The following is a 15,382-nucleotide window of genomic DNA, read 5'->3' as shown; positions in this document are numbered from 1 at the left end:
TAGAGCGACGCAAATAAAGCTAACTGGCTAGGGCTGTCATTTGTCCTTTGTCCTTTGTCATTCATAAGGGTTTAAAGTGTATTTACGTTTCTTAATATAGTTTGATTTATTTTTGCCGACTTACTTACCTGAAATCGCTTCAGTAGAATAGAAGTGATAATTGGGTCGAAATCGTAGTAGTGCGTAGTGCGACCACCAATTTCTCATTGGCGATCGCGCTAATTTCTGGATGAAAAGCACCCAGATTTTGATAACCCGCAACTTGGGTTAACACCTCGACTCCCTTAAGGGCAGTACAAGTCAGGGCGAGTTGCTAGGCACAAGAATTCGTAATTTCAAATCAATCAAACTAAAGGCAATAAAATTTCAAATTTTGTACCTATACCAATCTGTGAATGAAAACTCAATTTTCCGCCATGTCTGGCGGTGATAATTCGATAACTTACTGCTAAACTAGTATTTTTACCGATCTTTGTTTCGAGAGAAAAAGACTCCATAATTTGCTGTTGCAATTGTTGAGACATTCCAGAACCATTATCAGCAATCCGAATTAATATCCAGCGAGAATCTGGTGCATCTGGGTTGCTTGCTTCTTGCGAAATAACTTCTGTCGTAATCTCAATTCGGGATTTTTGAACAGTCATTGTATCTTCTATACGCAACTGCTGTCGCACTGCTTCATTAAGTAAACTATCCACAACTTCGCTTAAAATATTCATCAGAACCTGGTTTATCTGCCCCATAAAGCAATATACTGGGGGTAATTGTCCATAGTACTTGACGATTTCAATTTCTCCTTTAAGACGGCTATTAATTAATAAAATAATACTATCTATACAGGCGTGTAAATCTACTGGTTTTGGATAAATATCATCGATATGACAAAAGTTTTGCAAGCTAGTAACGAGCTTTTTTAATCTTTCCGCTCCAGTGCGGATACTAGCGAGCGATCGCGACAAATCTTGTTCTAAAAAATCAAATTCAATCTCTTCTTTAATCTGATTAATTGCCTGGGAAACTGATGGTAACTCTTGCTCGTAAGCCGCTATCAATTTGAGTAAATCTTGGCTGTAGTTTGAAACATAAATTATGTTCCCCCAAATAAAACCCACTGGGTCTAAAATTTCGTGGGCTACGCCGTCTACCAAACGCCCCAGATTTGCCATTTTATCATTTTGAATCATTTGGGCTTGGCTGCGTTCATACCGCACCAGATTTTCGATTCCCCGAATTTGCCAAGAAATAAGATTTAATTCTTGGACATCTAACAATCTATAAGCACCAGATTCTGTTTCTACTACAATTGGTTCTGCTAATAATTCTGGCGATCGCTTTAAGCTAAGTTGCATCGCAGTTAAAATTGATGTTGTATCAGCAAGCACCAAAATCGCTGTCCGCGCATAGCTGTAGAGAACGGCTAATGGTTGCTGAACAAATAATTCTTGTCCATAGGGGCGAATCAAAAACTCCAGCAGTCGCCGCCGCGAAATCATCCCAATGAACTCTCCCTCTTCTACCAAAATTAGTCCTGGTAGCAGGGGGTATTTTTCCAAAAAACTAACCACTTCCATAGCAGTGTGTTTTATTTCCACCGAGAAGTCGTACATTGGTAGTTCTTGGAGGGTTGAATCTAAACCAAGATCGCGATCGCTACCAACAGACAAAAATGGCGGTAAGATTTGGCAACTGAATTCTTCTGGCACTAGACACCCTGATTTTTTCAAAGACAGGTAAACAATAAGCTAATATTTTACATTCTGTCACCCTGGAAATGCGGCTTCTCTTTAGGTATCTATTAAGACTAAGCAAGCTGGTGAGAATCAATCAAACTAGGTTAAGTAATGTAAAAAATCTTGATATTAGTTTGTAGTGAGGGCTACCCTATGGGAACGCTCCGCGAACAGCCCTCAAATGAGGACTAAAGTCCTCTCTACGAGACGCACTCGCGTTCACTACAAATCTTTAATTATTTACGCCGCTCTACTTAGTACAATATCTAAGTTAGTTTTGAGGGTTTGTAGTAAGCACAAAGCGTGCTTAGGAAATAAGGACTTCAGTCCTGACTAGGGGAAGCATCCCAATTGCGATCGCTCGGCGTCCAATCAGAAACCGAATATTTTCTATAAATTACGAATTATTAATTAAACAAGGGCTGGTGTAAAAGAGTCATCTGTGGCTTAATTTGTTTAGATACAAATTTTACTGCTACCAGGGTAATCACGATGACAAATAGACCTCCTTCCGAACCGGAGTCATCTCAAAGAACAGCCCTTGGCTTTGATGAATTTATAGCCGTTTTGGTTGCTTTCACCACTATCGGAGCGATTCTTTTTTGGTCATTGTCTGGCAGAAATTCTAGCTGGAACTTAAACGGGCTGCTGTCGCCTGAGTCCACTCCGTCTTCTGGTGTTCAACCAAATCAAGTATTGCCCTCCTCTACTCCCAAAGTACAACCAAATGCAGTCCCCAACAACGTTTTATCCTATTCTTCACCTGAGGCTGTTGTTGAACCCAAGACGCCGACATTGCCAACTAACAGCGCAACTGCTTCCCCCATAGTATTACCATCAACTCAGGTAATCCCAACTCAACCCCCACAAGTACAGACACCTGTATCTTCTTCAACAGAAGTTGAGTCATCAATTAAATCATCAGCGTTGCCTTTAGTAACTCCGGCAAAACAAAAATCAATCATTCCGCCGCCAATCGCATTTAACGATGTGCCCAACAACTTTTGGGCCCGGCCTTTTATAGACGTTCTTTCTTCCCGTGGTATTGTTGAGGGTTTTCCTGATTACTCTTTTAGACCAAATCAGCCTGTAAGCCGCGCCGAATTTGCTGCCATACTGGAAAAAGCCTTTGACCAAGAACCGTCTAAGACCGCGATCGCCTTTGAAGATGTACCACCAAAATTCTGGGCAACTCCAGCAATTGACCAAGCCATCAGTACCGGATTTCTCAAAGGCTACCCGAAAAAAACCTTCAAACCAGAACAAAATATTTCACGAGTGCAAGTTTTAGTAGCCCTTGTCAGTGGGCTGAATTTGAAAGCGCCCACTTCCCCAAATCAGATTTTAAGTGTCTATAAAGATGCTAAAGATATTCCAACCTATGCTATTAGCAAAATAGGCACTGCTACAGTCAATGGTCTAGTAGTTAACGATCCAAATCCACAAATTCTTGCTCCTAACAAAGTAGCTACTCGCGCGGAAGTGGCGGCGATGATTCATCAAGCTTTAGTAAAACGGGGCAAATTGCAGGCAATTTCATCTGAAAACATTGTGCCTAGTCCTAGCCCGCCGTAGGTATCCCGTAGCGTCTCTCCAAAACTCTCGCCCACTGTGAATGCTCGACGCAAGTAATAAATTAGACATAGGAGTGAAAAAAATGTAGAGACGTAGCACTGCTACGTCTCTACAAGGGTTCTGGGTAACGCATATTTGATTTCACCAGATGTCTAATCTGACAATTCAGGTCATCTGGAAAACCTCACTTCTATTTCTCTCTTCCTTTAAGGAGAGAGACTTTGAATTTCCCCCTTCCCGCCACGAGTTGGGGGTTAGGGGGTTAGGTTTTTGGTAGACTTTTCCACATAACCTGAATTGTCAGATGTCTAATAGACTTTTCAAACAACCTCTAAGAGGTTTTACTACGCCAAACCCTCCCTCTCCGAATCGGAGAGGGACAGACTTGAGCTTTAGTTCAACTCAGGGAAAGGTTCATCTAACTCACCTTAAATCAAAGCTAAAAGTCTGATCGCCAGAAGTCGGCGATCAGACTTCGGTGATTTGCAATTAGAGCGTTCGCGTACCGTTAAGCTTCTGGAATTTGTTGACCAACCACTTGTGATTTAAGAGTGGTGATTTCAGTAGTTAACTCTTTCCTGGTTGAGGCTTTGAGTAAATAGCGGTAAACAAACCAAGCAGAGTAACCAATACCAATCAACTCAAAAGTAGGTGCTACCAAGGGGATATCGTTCAAAGCATCTAATATTGCCAAGAGTACTTTAACCCCAACAATTGATCCCACAATTAAACCAATAGTGATCAGGGGTTGCTTATATTGATTAAAGAAGCTTCCCAGATATTCTGGCAATGTTGCCAAAAAGGTAGAAATTTGCTCACCATATTTTTGCCATTCATCTTGAGACTGTGCGGGAGGCTGAAGTTTGGTGATGGTTCCTGTTTGGCTGTTGATCTCTGCCACTGTAGTCTCTTTGGATGCGGTTTCGGTAAATTCTTGTTCTGGCATTTTCACTCCTATAAATTTGACAGTTGAGTTTTTCTAATCTGGATAATTACAACCAAAAGGCTGTTGATTAGGTAATGCACAAGTGCATTAGCACAATTGCGTAAAGGGCACAAAAGGGTTTTAGTGTCCTATAACTATAATTGCCCCGTAATATCTACTGCATCAACTACAAGGTAGACACTCAGGAGGAGGATAGAACTAAGAAGGCAGCAGGATGTGTTCTGATCAGCTTTCTGAGTTCTTTTTTCAAATCAACTGGAATCCCCAGGTTGTGATTATCCCATTGCGTGTCATTCGCTCATAATCGTACTAAATTTAAGTACAAATCTGGCAAAAATCAGCCCACTTCTCACTTATATAAGCCTAAAACCGGATCTTAGCCGATATTAAAGCTATCTTAAGCCGTGTCCGTCAATTAACGCATTCGTATTGATATTAATACGTAATAAAAATTTTTGTGTGTTCACACAGACTAGACTTTTAAGCTATTTTATGATAGACCTGCCTTGAAGACGAGCGAGAAATAATCAATACCCAATGCCCAACAAATAAGTAAGTCGGCTAGAATAAATTAAACTATATTACGAAACGTAAATATACCTTAAACTCTTATAAATGACGAATGACGAATGACGAATGACAAATGACAGTCTTAGCCAGCTAGCTTTATTTACGTCGCTCTAATTATCAAAGCTTTTGTTTTTTTCCTGATTGTATTAATTTTATAAGGAAGCAGTTAAGGTAGAGTAGTGGCATCCCTGATGGCAAGAACTCATTGTTATCAACCCCATATTGAGGAAAGTGTTGTGGTAAGGCGAAGACCATCTGTGATCGGTCTCTAGTGCAGGAAATGAATTGTTGCTGCTGAAAAAAGTGAATTCTATTTACTCTCCGTAATTGTATTTAGGAGCATTGCTATCAAAATGACTTAGCTTCTATAGGTTTATGTTAATTATTTAGTAAGTAATGATTTGCTATTGCTATAAAAGAAGATAATCTAAATATTAATCACCAGTAAAAGTGTTTGCACAAGCTAAACTGATTTGGTGATTTTTGCGGGAAGGCAAGGAGGTTTGAGAAATACCTTCCTCAAAAGCCAACCCCTATCGACAGCAGTTCAGAAAGCAAAAAAGTGTCAGCCGAAGAGCCATCGACAGACGAACTCCCGACCATAGAGTTTCCCTCACGAGGGAAACTCAAAGCCAGTTCCTGGCGCATCCATCAAAAAATTGGCTATGGGTACTTTGTAGCTATCGGAATTGGCTTTTTTGGCTCACTGACTGGGTTAGTGATCGCCAACTACTACCGGGGAAGGGAAGTCAGGCAATTCAATCAAGCCTATGAACAAGGGCAACTACTGAGTAATTATAAAGATGCAGTAGTCGGGGCGCAATTACATAGCTCTAACCTAGTTGCTGTATTGGAAGATTCACAACAGCTACAAAGCAAAAAAGCCGATTTTCTGAAGAATGTTAAAAAAGCCGAGGAACTAGAGTCAAAAATTGGCGGATTTATTGACAGTAAACCTAAAAGACTAGCCGCAACAAGTTCGACTTTACAGACGTTATTGGTGGGTTACACAACTAGTTTAAGAGATTACTTTGAGGAAATCGAGGTTGTATTAAAGAAAATTGACTCCCCAAAAGTGCAGCGTCAGCAGATTTCCTCTGCCCGATCGCAGTTATTGACAATAATGGGTGGTAAAACAGCCATCCGGCTACATCAGCTTTCTCAAAGCTTGACTAACATCCTGCAAACTGCCCAAGAACAAGAGCAAGAAAGGCAAAAAGCCGTTGAGCAGGCAAAAATAGTTGAGCGATTCATCGTGATCATTAGTATGCTGGTTTCGGTGGCGATCGCAGCTATTGTAGCTTGGCGTACCAGTCGGGCGATCGCAGAACCAGTCATCACTGTAACCCAAGTAGCTGAACAAGTTGCAAGAAAATCTAATTTCGATTTGCGGGCGCCCGTCACCACCGAAGATGAAATCGGCCTACTCGCCAAATCTCTAAATCGTCTAATTGAGCGAGTCTCTGAGCGAACAAAAGAACTAGAACAAGCCAAAGAATTAGCCGAAGCTGCTAGCAAGGCAAAAAGCATATTTTTAGCTAATGTCAGCCACGAATTACGCACACCGTTAAATGCTGTCATCGGCTTAAGCCAGCTTCTAGAAGACGACGCTACCGATCTTGGTTTATCGGCAGACTTTATCACAGACTTAGAAACAATTAACGCAGCTGGTAAGCATCTACTGCACCTGATTAACGAAATCCTTGACTTGTCAAAAATTGAAGCGGGCAAAATGACCCTCTATCCAGAAACATTCGAGATTGCGACGCTGATTCATAACGTTGTCCTCACAGTCAAACCAGCGATCGAAAAAAATGCCAATGTTTTAGAAGTCAATTTTGATCAGCAACTTGGCACTATGTACGCCGATCAAACTAGAATGCGACAGGTATTATTAAACTTACTCAGCAACGCCAGTAAATTCACTACAAACGGCAAGGTGACGCTGACAGTCAACAGAGAAAAGGACGAATTTCGACCGGAGACTCCTTTCGGGAGCATTTCTTTTACCGTTACCGACACAGGCATAGGTATGTCTCACCGTCAACAGCAGCAGTTATTTCAACCTTTTACACAAGGAGATACCTCAACTACGAAAAAGTATGGAGGTACGGGACTGGGGTTGGCAATTAGCCGCTACTTTTGCCAGATGATGGGTGGTGAAATTATTGTCAAAAGTCAGCCGGGAGTCGGCTCTACTTTCACCATTCGTCTGCCAATGACTGTGCAGGATTGAATTGGACATTGGGCATCCCTTCGGCTCAGTTAAGCATTTCTTCCTTCTCTTTGCATCCAACTCTTACGAGACGCACTCGCGTTTGCGTCCTTCTCCCTTGGGGAGATGCTAACGCGAATGCGGTAGCCTGCGGCAAGCCGAAGCGTCTACGTTAAAAAAATTGACTTTGGCAAACAGCTTTAGCCTTAACCCAAGCGTATTGCCTAATAACAAAACCTATCAATGTCAGTGAATCTTACTCCCCTTCCCTTGTAGGGAAGGGGTTGGGGGTTAGGTCTGTATTGCACCCAAGTGAGAACCGCTATGCAATTACTGTGCGAATCATAACTAATTACCCGGACATGATATGATTTGGCCGGCATCATGCCATTAATAGAATTGGGCAACTCTTCGGCTAAATACCTACCAAGCTACCCAACCCAGTTTGATTTTTGGATATCGTCACCAACATCACAGGAACAGGTCTGGACTCTTCTTTGGCACGCTCGACGCATTCACATCCGCCGACTCTGGCACAGAAGAGCGCTCGCCGCAGCACCGCACACCACCCGAAAACCGTTGTTGTTGTCGTTGTCGGGATTGTTCCTGTTGCGGTTAGCAGAGCGACAGTTTTCAGGATTGTTGTTCCACGAACCACCGCGCAGCACTCGGAGTTGCCTGTCCCTTCTCTACCCCCTCGCCCAAACGATAGAGGTAAATATCTTTCGGCGTAACTGCCACGTATCCCCATGCTCTAAATGAGCAAACCAACTTTGAATTGATTGGGATACTTTTTCTTGACTAATTCTACCTTGAATATAATCATTCTGCATACCCCTAACTCTGCGTCTTGCCCGTCTTAAATTTTCTGTACGGACTCTAATGGAGTCTGGAAAAATGCGAAAGCCTACAAAATTAGTACCATGTTTTGTTGCAAATAATTGACTTTTTACAGGATGAATTTTTATCCTTAACTTAGAAAGATATTCTTCAATAGCCAATCTTGCTTCCGCTAAAAATCCCCAATCATCAGAAAATAAAGCAAAATCATCAACGTAGCGGAGATATTTTTTTACTTGAAGTTCTTCTTTTATAAAATGGTCAAATCCATTTAGATAAACATTAGCAAAAAATTGACTGGTAAGATTGCCAATCGGTAAACCCCGCCGTCGTTGTAATGGCGTTAATAATTCATCTCCTTGAAAATGGTCGATTACTGCTAACTGTTCATTACTGTTGTCAATAATAGTATCAATTAACCAAAGTGTATCCGGACATTTGATTTTTCGGCGTAATAGACCTTTCAAAATTTCATGGTCGATACTAGGAAAATATTTTTGAATATCACATTGAAGCACATAGCGACTAGAACGAGAAAACTTGACAAAGCGCTCTAAAGCACGATGAGTACCAAAACCCAATCGATTAGCGTAAGAATCAGCAATAAATGTAGTTTCAAGAATCGGTAATATTACATTACACAAAGAATGATGTACCACCCTATCTCGATAGGGAGCCGCAGAAATCATCCGAATTTTTGGTTCTTGAATATAAAAAGTTCTATAGTTACCAGGCTGATAAGTTTTGCCTTCTAGTTCTTGTTGTATTTTGATTAATTCTGTTTCTAAATTATAATTAAACGGTAAAACTTGTTCTCTAAAGCACTTGCCTTTCTGAGCTTTTCGTGCAGCAAGCAATATATTTTCAAACTCAATAATTTCAGGGTAAAGATTACCGTAACGTTTCATAAGATAGTAGTTCTCAGATCCTCGACTTCTCTAATATTGCACCTCGTGGACTAAATAAAATTAGGTTTTTAACCCACGGAGGTGGGTTTTGTCTGTGTAGCCGCGAATTCTATTCGCCAGGGCTTAAGGGGAGCAACGCTCTAACAGTGAGGTGCTGAAACCTGGGACGTATATTCACGAATGATTATAATTGCTATATAATAAATACTAAGACTTATTTTGCTGTTTAATCCAACCACCTAAATCTGTCCCAATATCGTTGATTGATTTTCCGGCATATTCATAACGATATACTGGAATTAGCTGCAAATCTAACAAAAGCCGCGTTTGATAACGTAAAATATCTAGCTGAGTATTCAGTGATTGTAATAGAGTTATTTTTTGTTTAGCATAACGAGCAGTAATTAAACCCTCTAACAAATCGTATAACTTATTTATGATCCTCTCGCCTAAAGTGAATTTATGCGCTTTGGGTAAGCGAGTGAGAATTGGAACATACCATTTAATTAAATCGTAGGTTTTTTGAATAATTGGCAAATCTTCCATTAGTTTTGTGATATATTTATAAAAGGTTAGGTACGCACCTCCCCAAACTCTTGCAAAAAAAAGATCGTTCCGCTTCGCTACACTTGAAAAGGGTAAAGAAAATAGGATAAAGGGCAAAAGGGGAAAAGTGTAAAGAGCTAAAGAATCCTCGCCGCAGCACCGCACACCACCCGAAAACCGTCGTTGTCGTCGTTGCCGGGATCGTTCCTGATGCGGTTAGCAGAGCGACAGTTTCCAGGATAGTCGTCCCACGAACCACCGCGCAGCACTCGGAAATGATTATCATTATCAATTTGGTTTATCCACTCACTACCATCAGTAGGAGCACCTTCATAGTTATCCTGCCAAATATCAGCGCACCATTCCCACAAATTGCCATGCATATCAAATAAACCAAAGGCATTGGGGAGAAAAGTTTTTACTGATGTAGTTTTTTGTCGATACTCTCCTTTAGGTTCCTTACTAAAAGTTTCACTAGCATCATAATTAGCTAGTTTACCAGTAATTGTCTCACCAAAATGAAATGGTGTTGTAGTTTTTGCCCGACAAGCGTATTCCCACTCCGCTTCAGTGGGTAAACGATATTGTCGTCCGGTTTTTTGAGAGAGCCTCTTGCAAAACTCCTCAGCATCATACCACGAAATAGAGTCTACTGGTAAATCATCACCTGAAAAATGTGATGGTTCTGGCTCCAAATCACGTTCAATTTTAGGTAATGCAGCAACAGCCTTCCATTGCGCTTGAGTTACAAGATATTTAGCCATAAAAAATGGTGGCACATTTACCTCATGTTGGGGATACTCATCTTTATGACCTTCCCCATCCGCCGAACCCATCATAAATTTACCGCCAGGAATAGCCACCATTTCTAGTTTAATATTATCGCCTAAATATTCAGTGAAATATCTCGCCTGTTTAGTTTCTTGTTTAATAATTTCACCACGACGGTTAACAGTCACAACTTCAAACTCAAAATTGGATAATTCAACACCTGGTATCGGAATGTCAAACTTCACTCCTGCAACTTCTAACTGATTGCCATATTCTTGACGCAACTTTTCAAACTCTGCCTCTGCCATTTCCTCATCGCCTCGCGCTTTGGCATCCAAACCACGAGATAAAGTTAGCAAAGGTTGAAATCCAGAATTAATTAATGGTTCAGTATCAGCATAACTTTCCATTAAAGAACTGAATTGTACCAAATTTTCCAGCTTTTCGTGTAATACTTCTTTGAAAGTGTTAGCAATATCATGAACTGCTTGTTTAGGCGAAATATAAGCTAAAGCAGTCCAATGAGGTGTTGCACCCAAATCTTCATCAGCATAATCATTAGTTTTTAATTGTTGCCGAATATAAGCAACCATAAAATCAGACAATTTATGCAATTGCTGCTTATATAATCTCTGATTACGCAAACGTTTTTTTAGATAAACAAATAACTCATTGCGTACTTCACCTTCCAGTTCATAAAGTTGATAACCTACAGGTTGACAGAGAAACAATAAAATATCAGCAACAGCGATAAAGGGAGCATCAGGTACAAAATTCTCTCGTAAACAATATAAAAGTTCTGGTGTAAGCGCCAAAGGAAAAGCAGCACGACAAGCTAAATCTAGATGCGCCTCACCAAAGCTATTTGCAAAAGCTGCCAAACGCTCATGAGTGAATTTATACTTAATTTTAGATTTCATCACAGGGCTTATAAATTACAAGAAAAGATTAGGCGAATAGAATTCGCTACTACACAAACAAAGTCCACCTGCGTGGACTAAGAAAAAATCAAGAGTTTTTAACCTGCGGAGGCAGGTTTTGTCTGTGTAGCCGCGACTTCTAGCGAATAGAATTCGCTACTACACAAACAAAGTCCACCTGCGTGGACTAAGAAAAAATCAAGAGTTTTTAACCTGCGGAGGCAGGTTTTGTCTGTGTAGCCGCGACTTCTAGTCGCCAGGGCTAGCTCAAAATTTGGGTTGAAGGGTTAGGAATCACCAATTATTTTAACTTTTAGCAGAACGAATCGCAGCTTTCAAACCAGAAGAATTGAGTTCAAACATCTGCACAAATTCAGAAATCTTCTGAGCAGTAGTATATAGCCAACGTTCCTCTGGTATGGGATTAAGCCAAGCAATATAACGAACGCAAGACGCAAAATTTTTGATAAACTCCTCTGTAAATTCAATTCTATTTTGATTAACGCCCCCACGGGCAGCACCTCCATCACTGATAATTAAAGCAACAGTCCGCTTACTGTGCAATTTGGGCAGCAAGTCATGAATAAGTTTTGCTTGGGGATGCTGGGGATGAAAGTATAAGTAATCTCCCGGACAGTTACGAAAGTAATAAATATCAGCCTTACCCAAACGCCCACCTTTTAAATTATCAACCAATTGTTGCGAAAGCAGATAAAAAGGAACCATTGAGTTAGAAACATCAATCAATAAAAGTAATTCTGCCCGATTAATTCGGTTAGAAATCAGCACAGGTTGTAGAAAAATTCCCTGCTGACAAACTTGTTGAATAGTCGCTTCTATATCTATCTCAGTTAATGCTCCCTCTCGAATAGGACGGCGCAAATAACGCCAACTTTGCTGGATTTGCCGTTCCGTTACCGGAAAGTCTCTTGCACTTAATTGATATACATCTTTTCTAAATAATTTTTTCGGAAGCAGTTTTCCTCGAATTGCAATAGGAACTTGTAAATTACCTTTTGATGGTATTTCTGGCGGCGTTTCTAGAGGTTCCGACTCATCTTTCTCAACAGAATTGGGTGGTGTTTCTAGCGATGGAATATCTTCTTGAGTGTCCTTTGGTTTTTTAGGTGCAGGTTTTACCCGTTCATCATATCTTTTAAAATACTCATCAAAACATTCTTCAAAATTCTCGGCTTGGCGCGAGAATTGTGATTTAATCCACAACAGCCGACATATTTTTTTTAATTCTTCACGACTAGCAATTCCAAATCCTCCTTTTAAAGCTTCCAATAGCAAGTAATATTGGTCAATTGTCAGAGGTAAGCCTAATTCCTCTCGCATCAGGATAAATAAATCAAACAAAGGGGGTTTTTGCTGACTCACTTTAATTGCTTCTTATAATAATCTTGGTCATCTTTGGTTTTGAGTAATGTTCCTAAAAGGGGAAGATTCTCGGCGAGATTTTTAATAATATCGAAAGCTTTTTCTGTGATTTTTTCTGGCGTAATTTCTTCTGGTGGTAATTCTGCTTCTATTTCTTTGGTAGCATAATTATTGAGCGATTTCATTAAGTCTAGTAACTCACTAGTGCTAGCTTTTTTACTATCTCTTCTGCTAGCTCCCTTACCGCGTAACTCAATAAATTGCTCAACGGCGACTGTTACTAATTTTATATCCAACGAATAAGCAAAATGAGCATTAACAATATTAATTAATCTTTCTTCTTCGGGAAAATCTAAATAATAAAAAATGCAACGTCGCAAGAAAGCATCAGGTAATTCTTTTTCGCTATTACTGGTAATTATCACAATTGGCGGCTGTTCTGCTTCGATTGTCTCTGCCGTTTCTGTAACAATAAACTTTTTTTCATCAAGTTCTAGCAAAAGGTCATTAGGAAAATCGATATCAGCCTTATCTATTTCATCAATGAGAACAATTGGACAATATTTTTCTTCTCGAAAAGCATTGCCTAAAGCGCCCCATGTAATATATGAATTCTGGTCTTTTAGCCGATTAAATAAATTTTCTTTTTCTTTTTCATTCAGATAATTTTGAGCAGAAGCCGTACCTACTAACTGGGCATCACGCAAGCGTCCAACAACATCATAGGTATATAACCCTTCTTTAGCGCGGCTAGTAGATTTAATGTACCAAGGAAAGTAGGGATAATTTTTAACTTTCAAACGTTCTTTAAATTCGTTAGCAATAGCACGAGCTAAGAGAGTTTTGCCACATCCTGGTTCTCCTTGTAATAATAAGGGACGCTGGAGATAAATTGCTAAGTTAACAGCTTTTACTAAGTTTTCATCAGGTAAATAAGGAGATTGCCTTTGGCTTATGATATCTGTATTAGTGGTATTTTCTTTAACCTGTGGTTCTAGCTTACCTGTATATTTATACTCTATTTCTTTGTTTGTCATAATGATAGTTTAGTTTCAATATCTTGCCAGTCTAATTCACAACAATTACAAATTTCTCTGAAGACAGATACAGGTGTAGAATAATTTAATCCTATTTTCCGCAATTCCTCGCTTCTAAATTCTGAAACCTTCCACAGTTCCGAGAATAGTTGATAATGGGATTGGATACCAACCCAATCTTGTATCCAATCTGGGTTAAAATGCTCTATTATTTGTAATACTAGAGGTTTATAAGATTCAGTTTTCTCTGGGTTGATTAGTAAATATTTTTGTAACTTTGCTTGAGAATTTGCATTATCAACTAGAAACAAAACTAATCTATTATTTCTATTAATTTTATTATTGTTTGGTGATGACGAATAAGCCGTGTTTACCATGTCAACCAAACGTTTCCAAAAATCATTGATAAATTGTTCTAAATAACGATCAGCAATATGTTCTATGTATAGAACTAAAATTACTGGGCGGCTTTCCCAATGTTTGTAAAGTTCTTCTGCAAGAATCTCTGGTGCTGAATTTGGAGTGCCAAGTAATTCCGCTAGTTTTCGCCAAATATTCTCGATATTTGCGTCACGACGATTAATTTTCAATGGATGCTGCCAAACATCTGTTGTATGTAAAGGTAGATGTTGGTATCTGAGCAAATTAACTAACCATTGTTGTCCGTAATCATGTTTGCCATGAATTAAAAAAGTTGCTGTTGGTTTAAGTTGCCCAATTGCATCTTTAAATAAGCGTTTTTGGTATTCATAGTTTAAATCCTCTAAAGCAGCTTTGAGCCTTTGAATAGGAGTTTCAGAAGAACTATTAGTCTCCTGAGTTATTGAATGTGGTTTTTTTTCAGGAGTTTCATAGTCACTTTCTTTTAGATCAATTTTGAGGAAATTAAATAAAATATCCAGATACTTACGGGTTACTCTTTCTGTAGGTTTGTCTAATATTTTGCAAACAGTGTCATAGCTGATTTGGTATTCACCTATGTCTTTATGTAGTTGGGATTTGTTGATATTGAGGCTTTTATATTTTTTATTCAGGGCATCATTTAGGTTTTTTCTACCATCCTTAGTTAATATACAACTCTTGCTATTCTTGTTGGGTGTAGACTCTGACACGCTCAAAATGCCAACTCCAAATTAAAATGCCGATGATCCACAAATTCTGCACAGAAACAAAAACTTCTAATGTATTGTATAACAATATCCTGAAAAGCTTGCAATAACTGCATTTGAATTGCATAAGTAAAAATTATCATAAAATTGCCGATCATCCGCATTGATGATCCACAGAAGCGAAATATTGATCCCCGAATATGTGAGTAGAAAGTAATTCGCCTACTTATATTGGAGGGATTGATGAATACCAACTTGACTCAACAAGCCAACTTAGCCCATAAAGTATATGTCACCACCACTGTATTGAGTGGGGTGCTACTCGTGACTAGTGTTGTCCTTGAGAGTATGGATAAACTACCTCCGGCGACTACATCTGGCTTGACAAAAGTGGCTTTGGTGATGATTGATGAGACCAAAAAAATGTCCCAAGATGCGACTCGTCGGATGTTAGAAGAAGCTGACAAAAATCTCAAGAAACCGCAAAATTGGCCTTTGAACTAGTTTTGGGTTGGTTGTATCTGGTGTTCGATTGTGGGTGAAGGCGGTGCGCTTAACCCACCTCTACAATAAGAGACGCGATAAATCGCCGTCTCTACAGGGAATTTATTAACAGACTACCATCATGAAAACAGACTCCATTTTCTATCGTTTATTTCAAACTTTCCCCAGTGCTTTTTTTGAATTAATTAATTTGCAAGCATCAGAGGATGTTTTAAAAGTCAAAACCAGTCAAAAATCATGCCAATCGTCTGACCATAATCCGAATCATCGCAATATAGATAAATGTCTCCGAGGTTTGGGGTAATCTTTCATAATCTTTACTTAAACG

At 39.5% G+C, this 15,382-nt stretch carries 13 protein-coding genes and 2 pseudogenes; 4 read left to right on the top strand and 11 right to left on the bottom strand.

Annotated features, from left to right (window positions below):
• Positions 1 to 139: 139 nt before the first annotated feature.
• Together LC605_RS33125 and LC605_RS25120 are read right to left on the bottom strand one after the other, a co-directional pair.
• Positions 140 to 274, bottom strand: coding sequence for a hypothetical protein (locus LC605_RS33125; RefSeq protein ID WP_267868658.1), 135 nt, complete (start codon positions 272 to 274; stop codon positions 140 to 142).
• 70 nt (positions 275 to 344) lie between these two features.
• Positions 345 to 1,703, bottom strand: coding sequence for a sensor histidine kinase (locus tag LC605_RS25120; protein ID WP_229550220.1), 1,359 nt, complete (start codon positions 1,701 to 1,703; stop codon positions 345 to 347).
• A 519-nt stretch (positions 1,704 to 2,222) separates the two neighbouring features.
• Between LC605_RS25120 and LC605_RS25115 the strand changes: the two genes are divergently transcribed.
• Positions 2,223 to 3,305, top strand: coding sequence for an S-layer homology domain-containing protein (locus LC605_RS25115; protein ID WP_229550219.1), 1,083 nt, complete (start codon positions 2,223 to 2,225; stop codon positions 3,303 to 3,305).
• Positions 3,306 to 3,813: 508 nt separating this feature from the next.
• On the opposite strand, the gene LC605_RS25110 is transcribed toward LC605_RS25115, so the two are convergent.
• Positions 3,814 to 4,251 (bottom strand): CAAD domain-containing protein, encoded by a 438-nt coding sequence (locus LC605_RS25110; protein WP_229550218.1) that lies wholly within the window; start codon positions 4,249 to 4,251, stop codon positions 3,814 to 3,816.
• Between the two features lie 1,132 nt (positions 4,252 to 5,383).
• On the opposite strand from LC605_RS25110, the gene LC605_RS25105 reads away from it, so the two are divergent.
• Entirely contained in the window at positions 5,384 to 7,057 is a 1,674-nt protein-coding gene (locus LC605_RS25105) for an ATP-binding protein (RefSeq protein WP_229550217.1), read from the top strand.
• Positions 7,058 to 7,551: 494 nt separating this feature from the next.
• Here the strand turns inward: LC605_RS25105 and LC605_RS34345 are convergent, their stop codons facing one another.
• The 7 genes from LC605_RS34345 to LC605_RS25070 form a co-directional block, all read right to left on the bottom strand.
• The gene (locus LC605_RS34345) at positions 7,552 to 7,704 is read right to left on the bottom strand and encodes a hypothetical protein (RefSeq protein ID WP_369010372.1); all 153 of its coding nucleotides are present in this window, start codon (positions 7,702 to 7,704) and stop codon (positions 7,552 to 7,554) included.
• Between the two features lie 21 nt (positions 7,705 to 7,725).
• Positions 7,726 to 8,784 carry an RNA-directed DNA polymerase gene (locus LC605_RS25095; protein ID WP_229550215.1) on the bottom strand — a complete coding sequence of 353 codons (1,059 nt, stop codon included), beginning with the start codon at positions 8,782 to 8,784 and terminating at the stop codon, positions 7,726 to 7,728.
• 207 nt (positions 8,785 to 8,991) lie between these two features.
• Positions 8,992 to 9,330, bottom strand: coding sequence for a diversity-generating retroelement protein Avd (avd, locus tag LC605_RS25090; protein WP_229550214.1), 339 nt, complete (start codon positions 9,328 to 9,330; stop codon positions 8,992 to 8,994).
• A gap of 137 nt (positions 9,331 to 9,467) precedes the next feature.
• Positions 9,468 to 11,021: a formylglycine-generating enzyme family protein gene (locus LC605_RS25085; protein ID WP_229550213.1), complete on the bottom strand. Its 1,554-nt coding sequence runs from the start codon at positions 11,019 to 11,021 to the stop codon at positions 9,468 to 9,470.
• A gap of 306 nt (positions 11,022 to 11,327) precedes the next feature.
• On the bottom strand, positions 11,328 to 12,404 hold the full coding sequence (locus tag LC605_RS25080) for a hypothetical protein (protein WP_229550212.1): 1,077 nt from the start codon (positions 12,402 to 12,404) through the stop codon (positions 11,328 to 11,330).
• Positions 12,401 to 13,441 carry a MoxR family ATPase gene (locus tag LC605_RS25075; RefSeq protein WP_229550211.1) on the bottom strand — a complete coding sequence of 347 codons (1,041 nt, stop codon included), beginning with the start codon at positions 13,439 to 13,441 and terminating at the stop codon, positions 12,401 to 12,403. The genes LC605_RS25080 and LC605_RS25075 overlap by 4 nt, the downstream gene beginning before the upstream one ends.
• Entirely contained in the window at positions 13,438 to 14,553 is a 1,116-nt protein-coding gene (locus LC605_RS25070) for a hypothetical protein (protein ID WP_229550210.1), read from the bottom strand. The genes LC605_RS25075 and LC605_RS25070 overlap by 4 nt, the downstream gene beginning before the upstream one ends.
• A 240-nt stretch (positions 14,554 to 14,793) precedes the next feature.
• Here LC605_RS25070 and LC605_RS25065 point away from each other — a divergent pair, with 240 nt between their 5' ends.
• Together LC605_RS25065 and LC605_RS25060 are read left to right on the top strand one after the other, a co-directional pair.
• Positions 14,794 to 15,054 carry a hypothetical protein gene (locus LC605_RS25065; protein ID WP_229550209.1) on the top strand — a complete coding sequence of 87 codons (261 nt, stop codon included), beginning with the start codon at positions 14,794 to 14,796 and terminating at the stop codon, positions 15,052 to 15,054.
• 121 nt (positions 15,055 to 15,175) lie between these two features.
• Positions 15,176 to 15,259: pseudogene (locus tag LC605_RS25060) on the top strand (DUF2887 domain-containing protein); the annotation flags it as partial.
• Positions 15,260 to 15,289: 30 nt separating this feature from the next.
• Here LC605_RS25060 and LC605_RS25055 read toward each other — a convergent pair.
• Positions 15,290 to 15,382 (bottom strand): annotated as a pseudogene (locus tag LC605_RS25055) (IS5/IS1182 family transposase); the annotation flags it as partial.

Source organism: Nostoc sp. CHAB 5836, from assembly GCF_020829445.1.
GTDB lineage: Bacteria > Cyanobacteriota > Cyanobacteriia > Cyanobacteriales > Nostocaceae > Nostoc.
The sequence above is the reverse complement of the archived record's forward strand: the minus strand, read 5'-3'. Positions and strand labels throughout refer to the sequence as shown.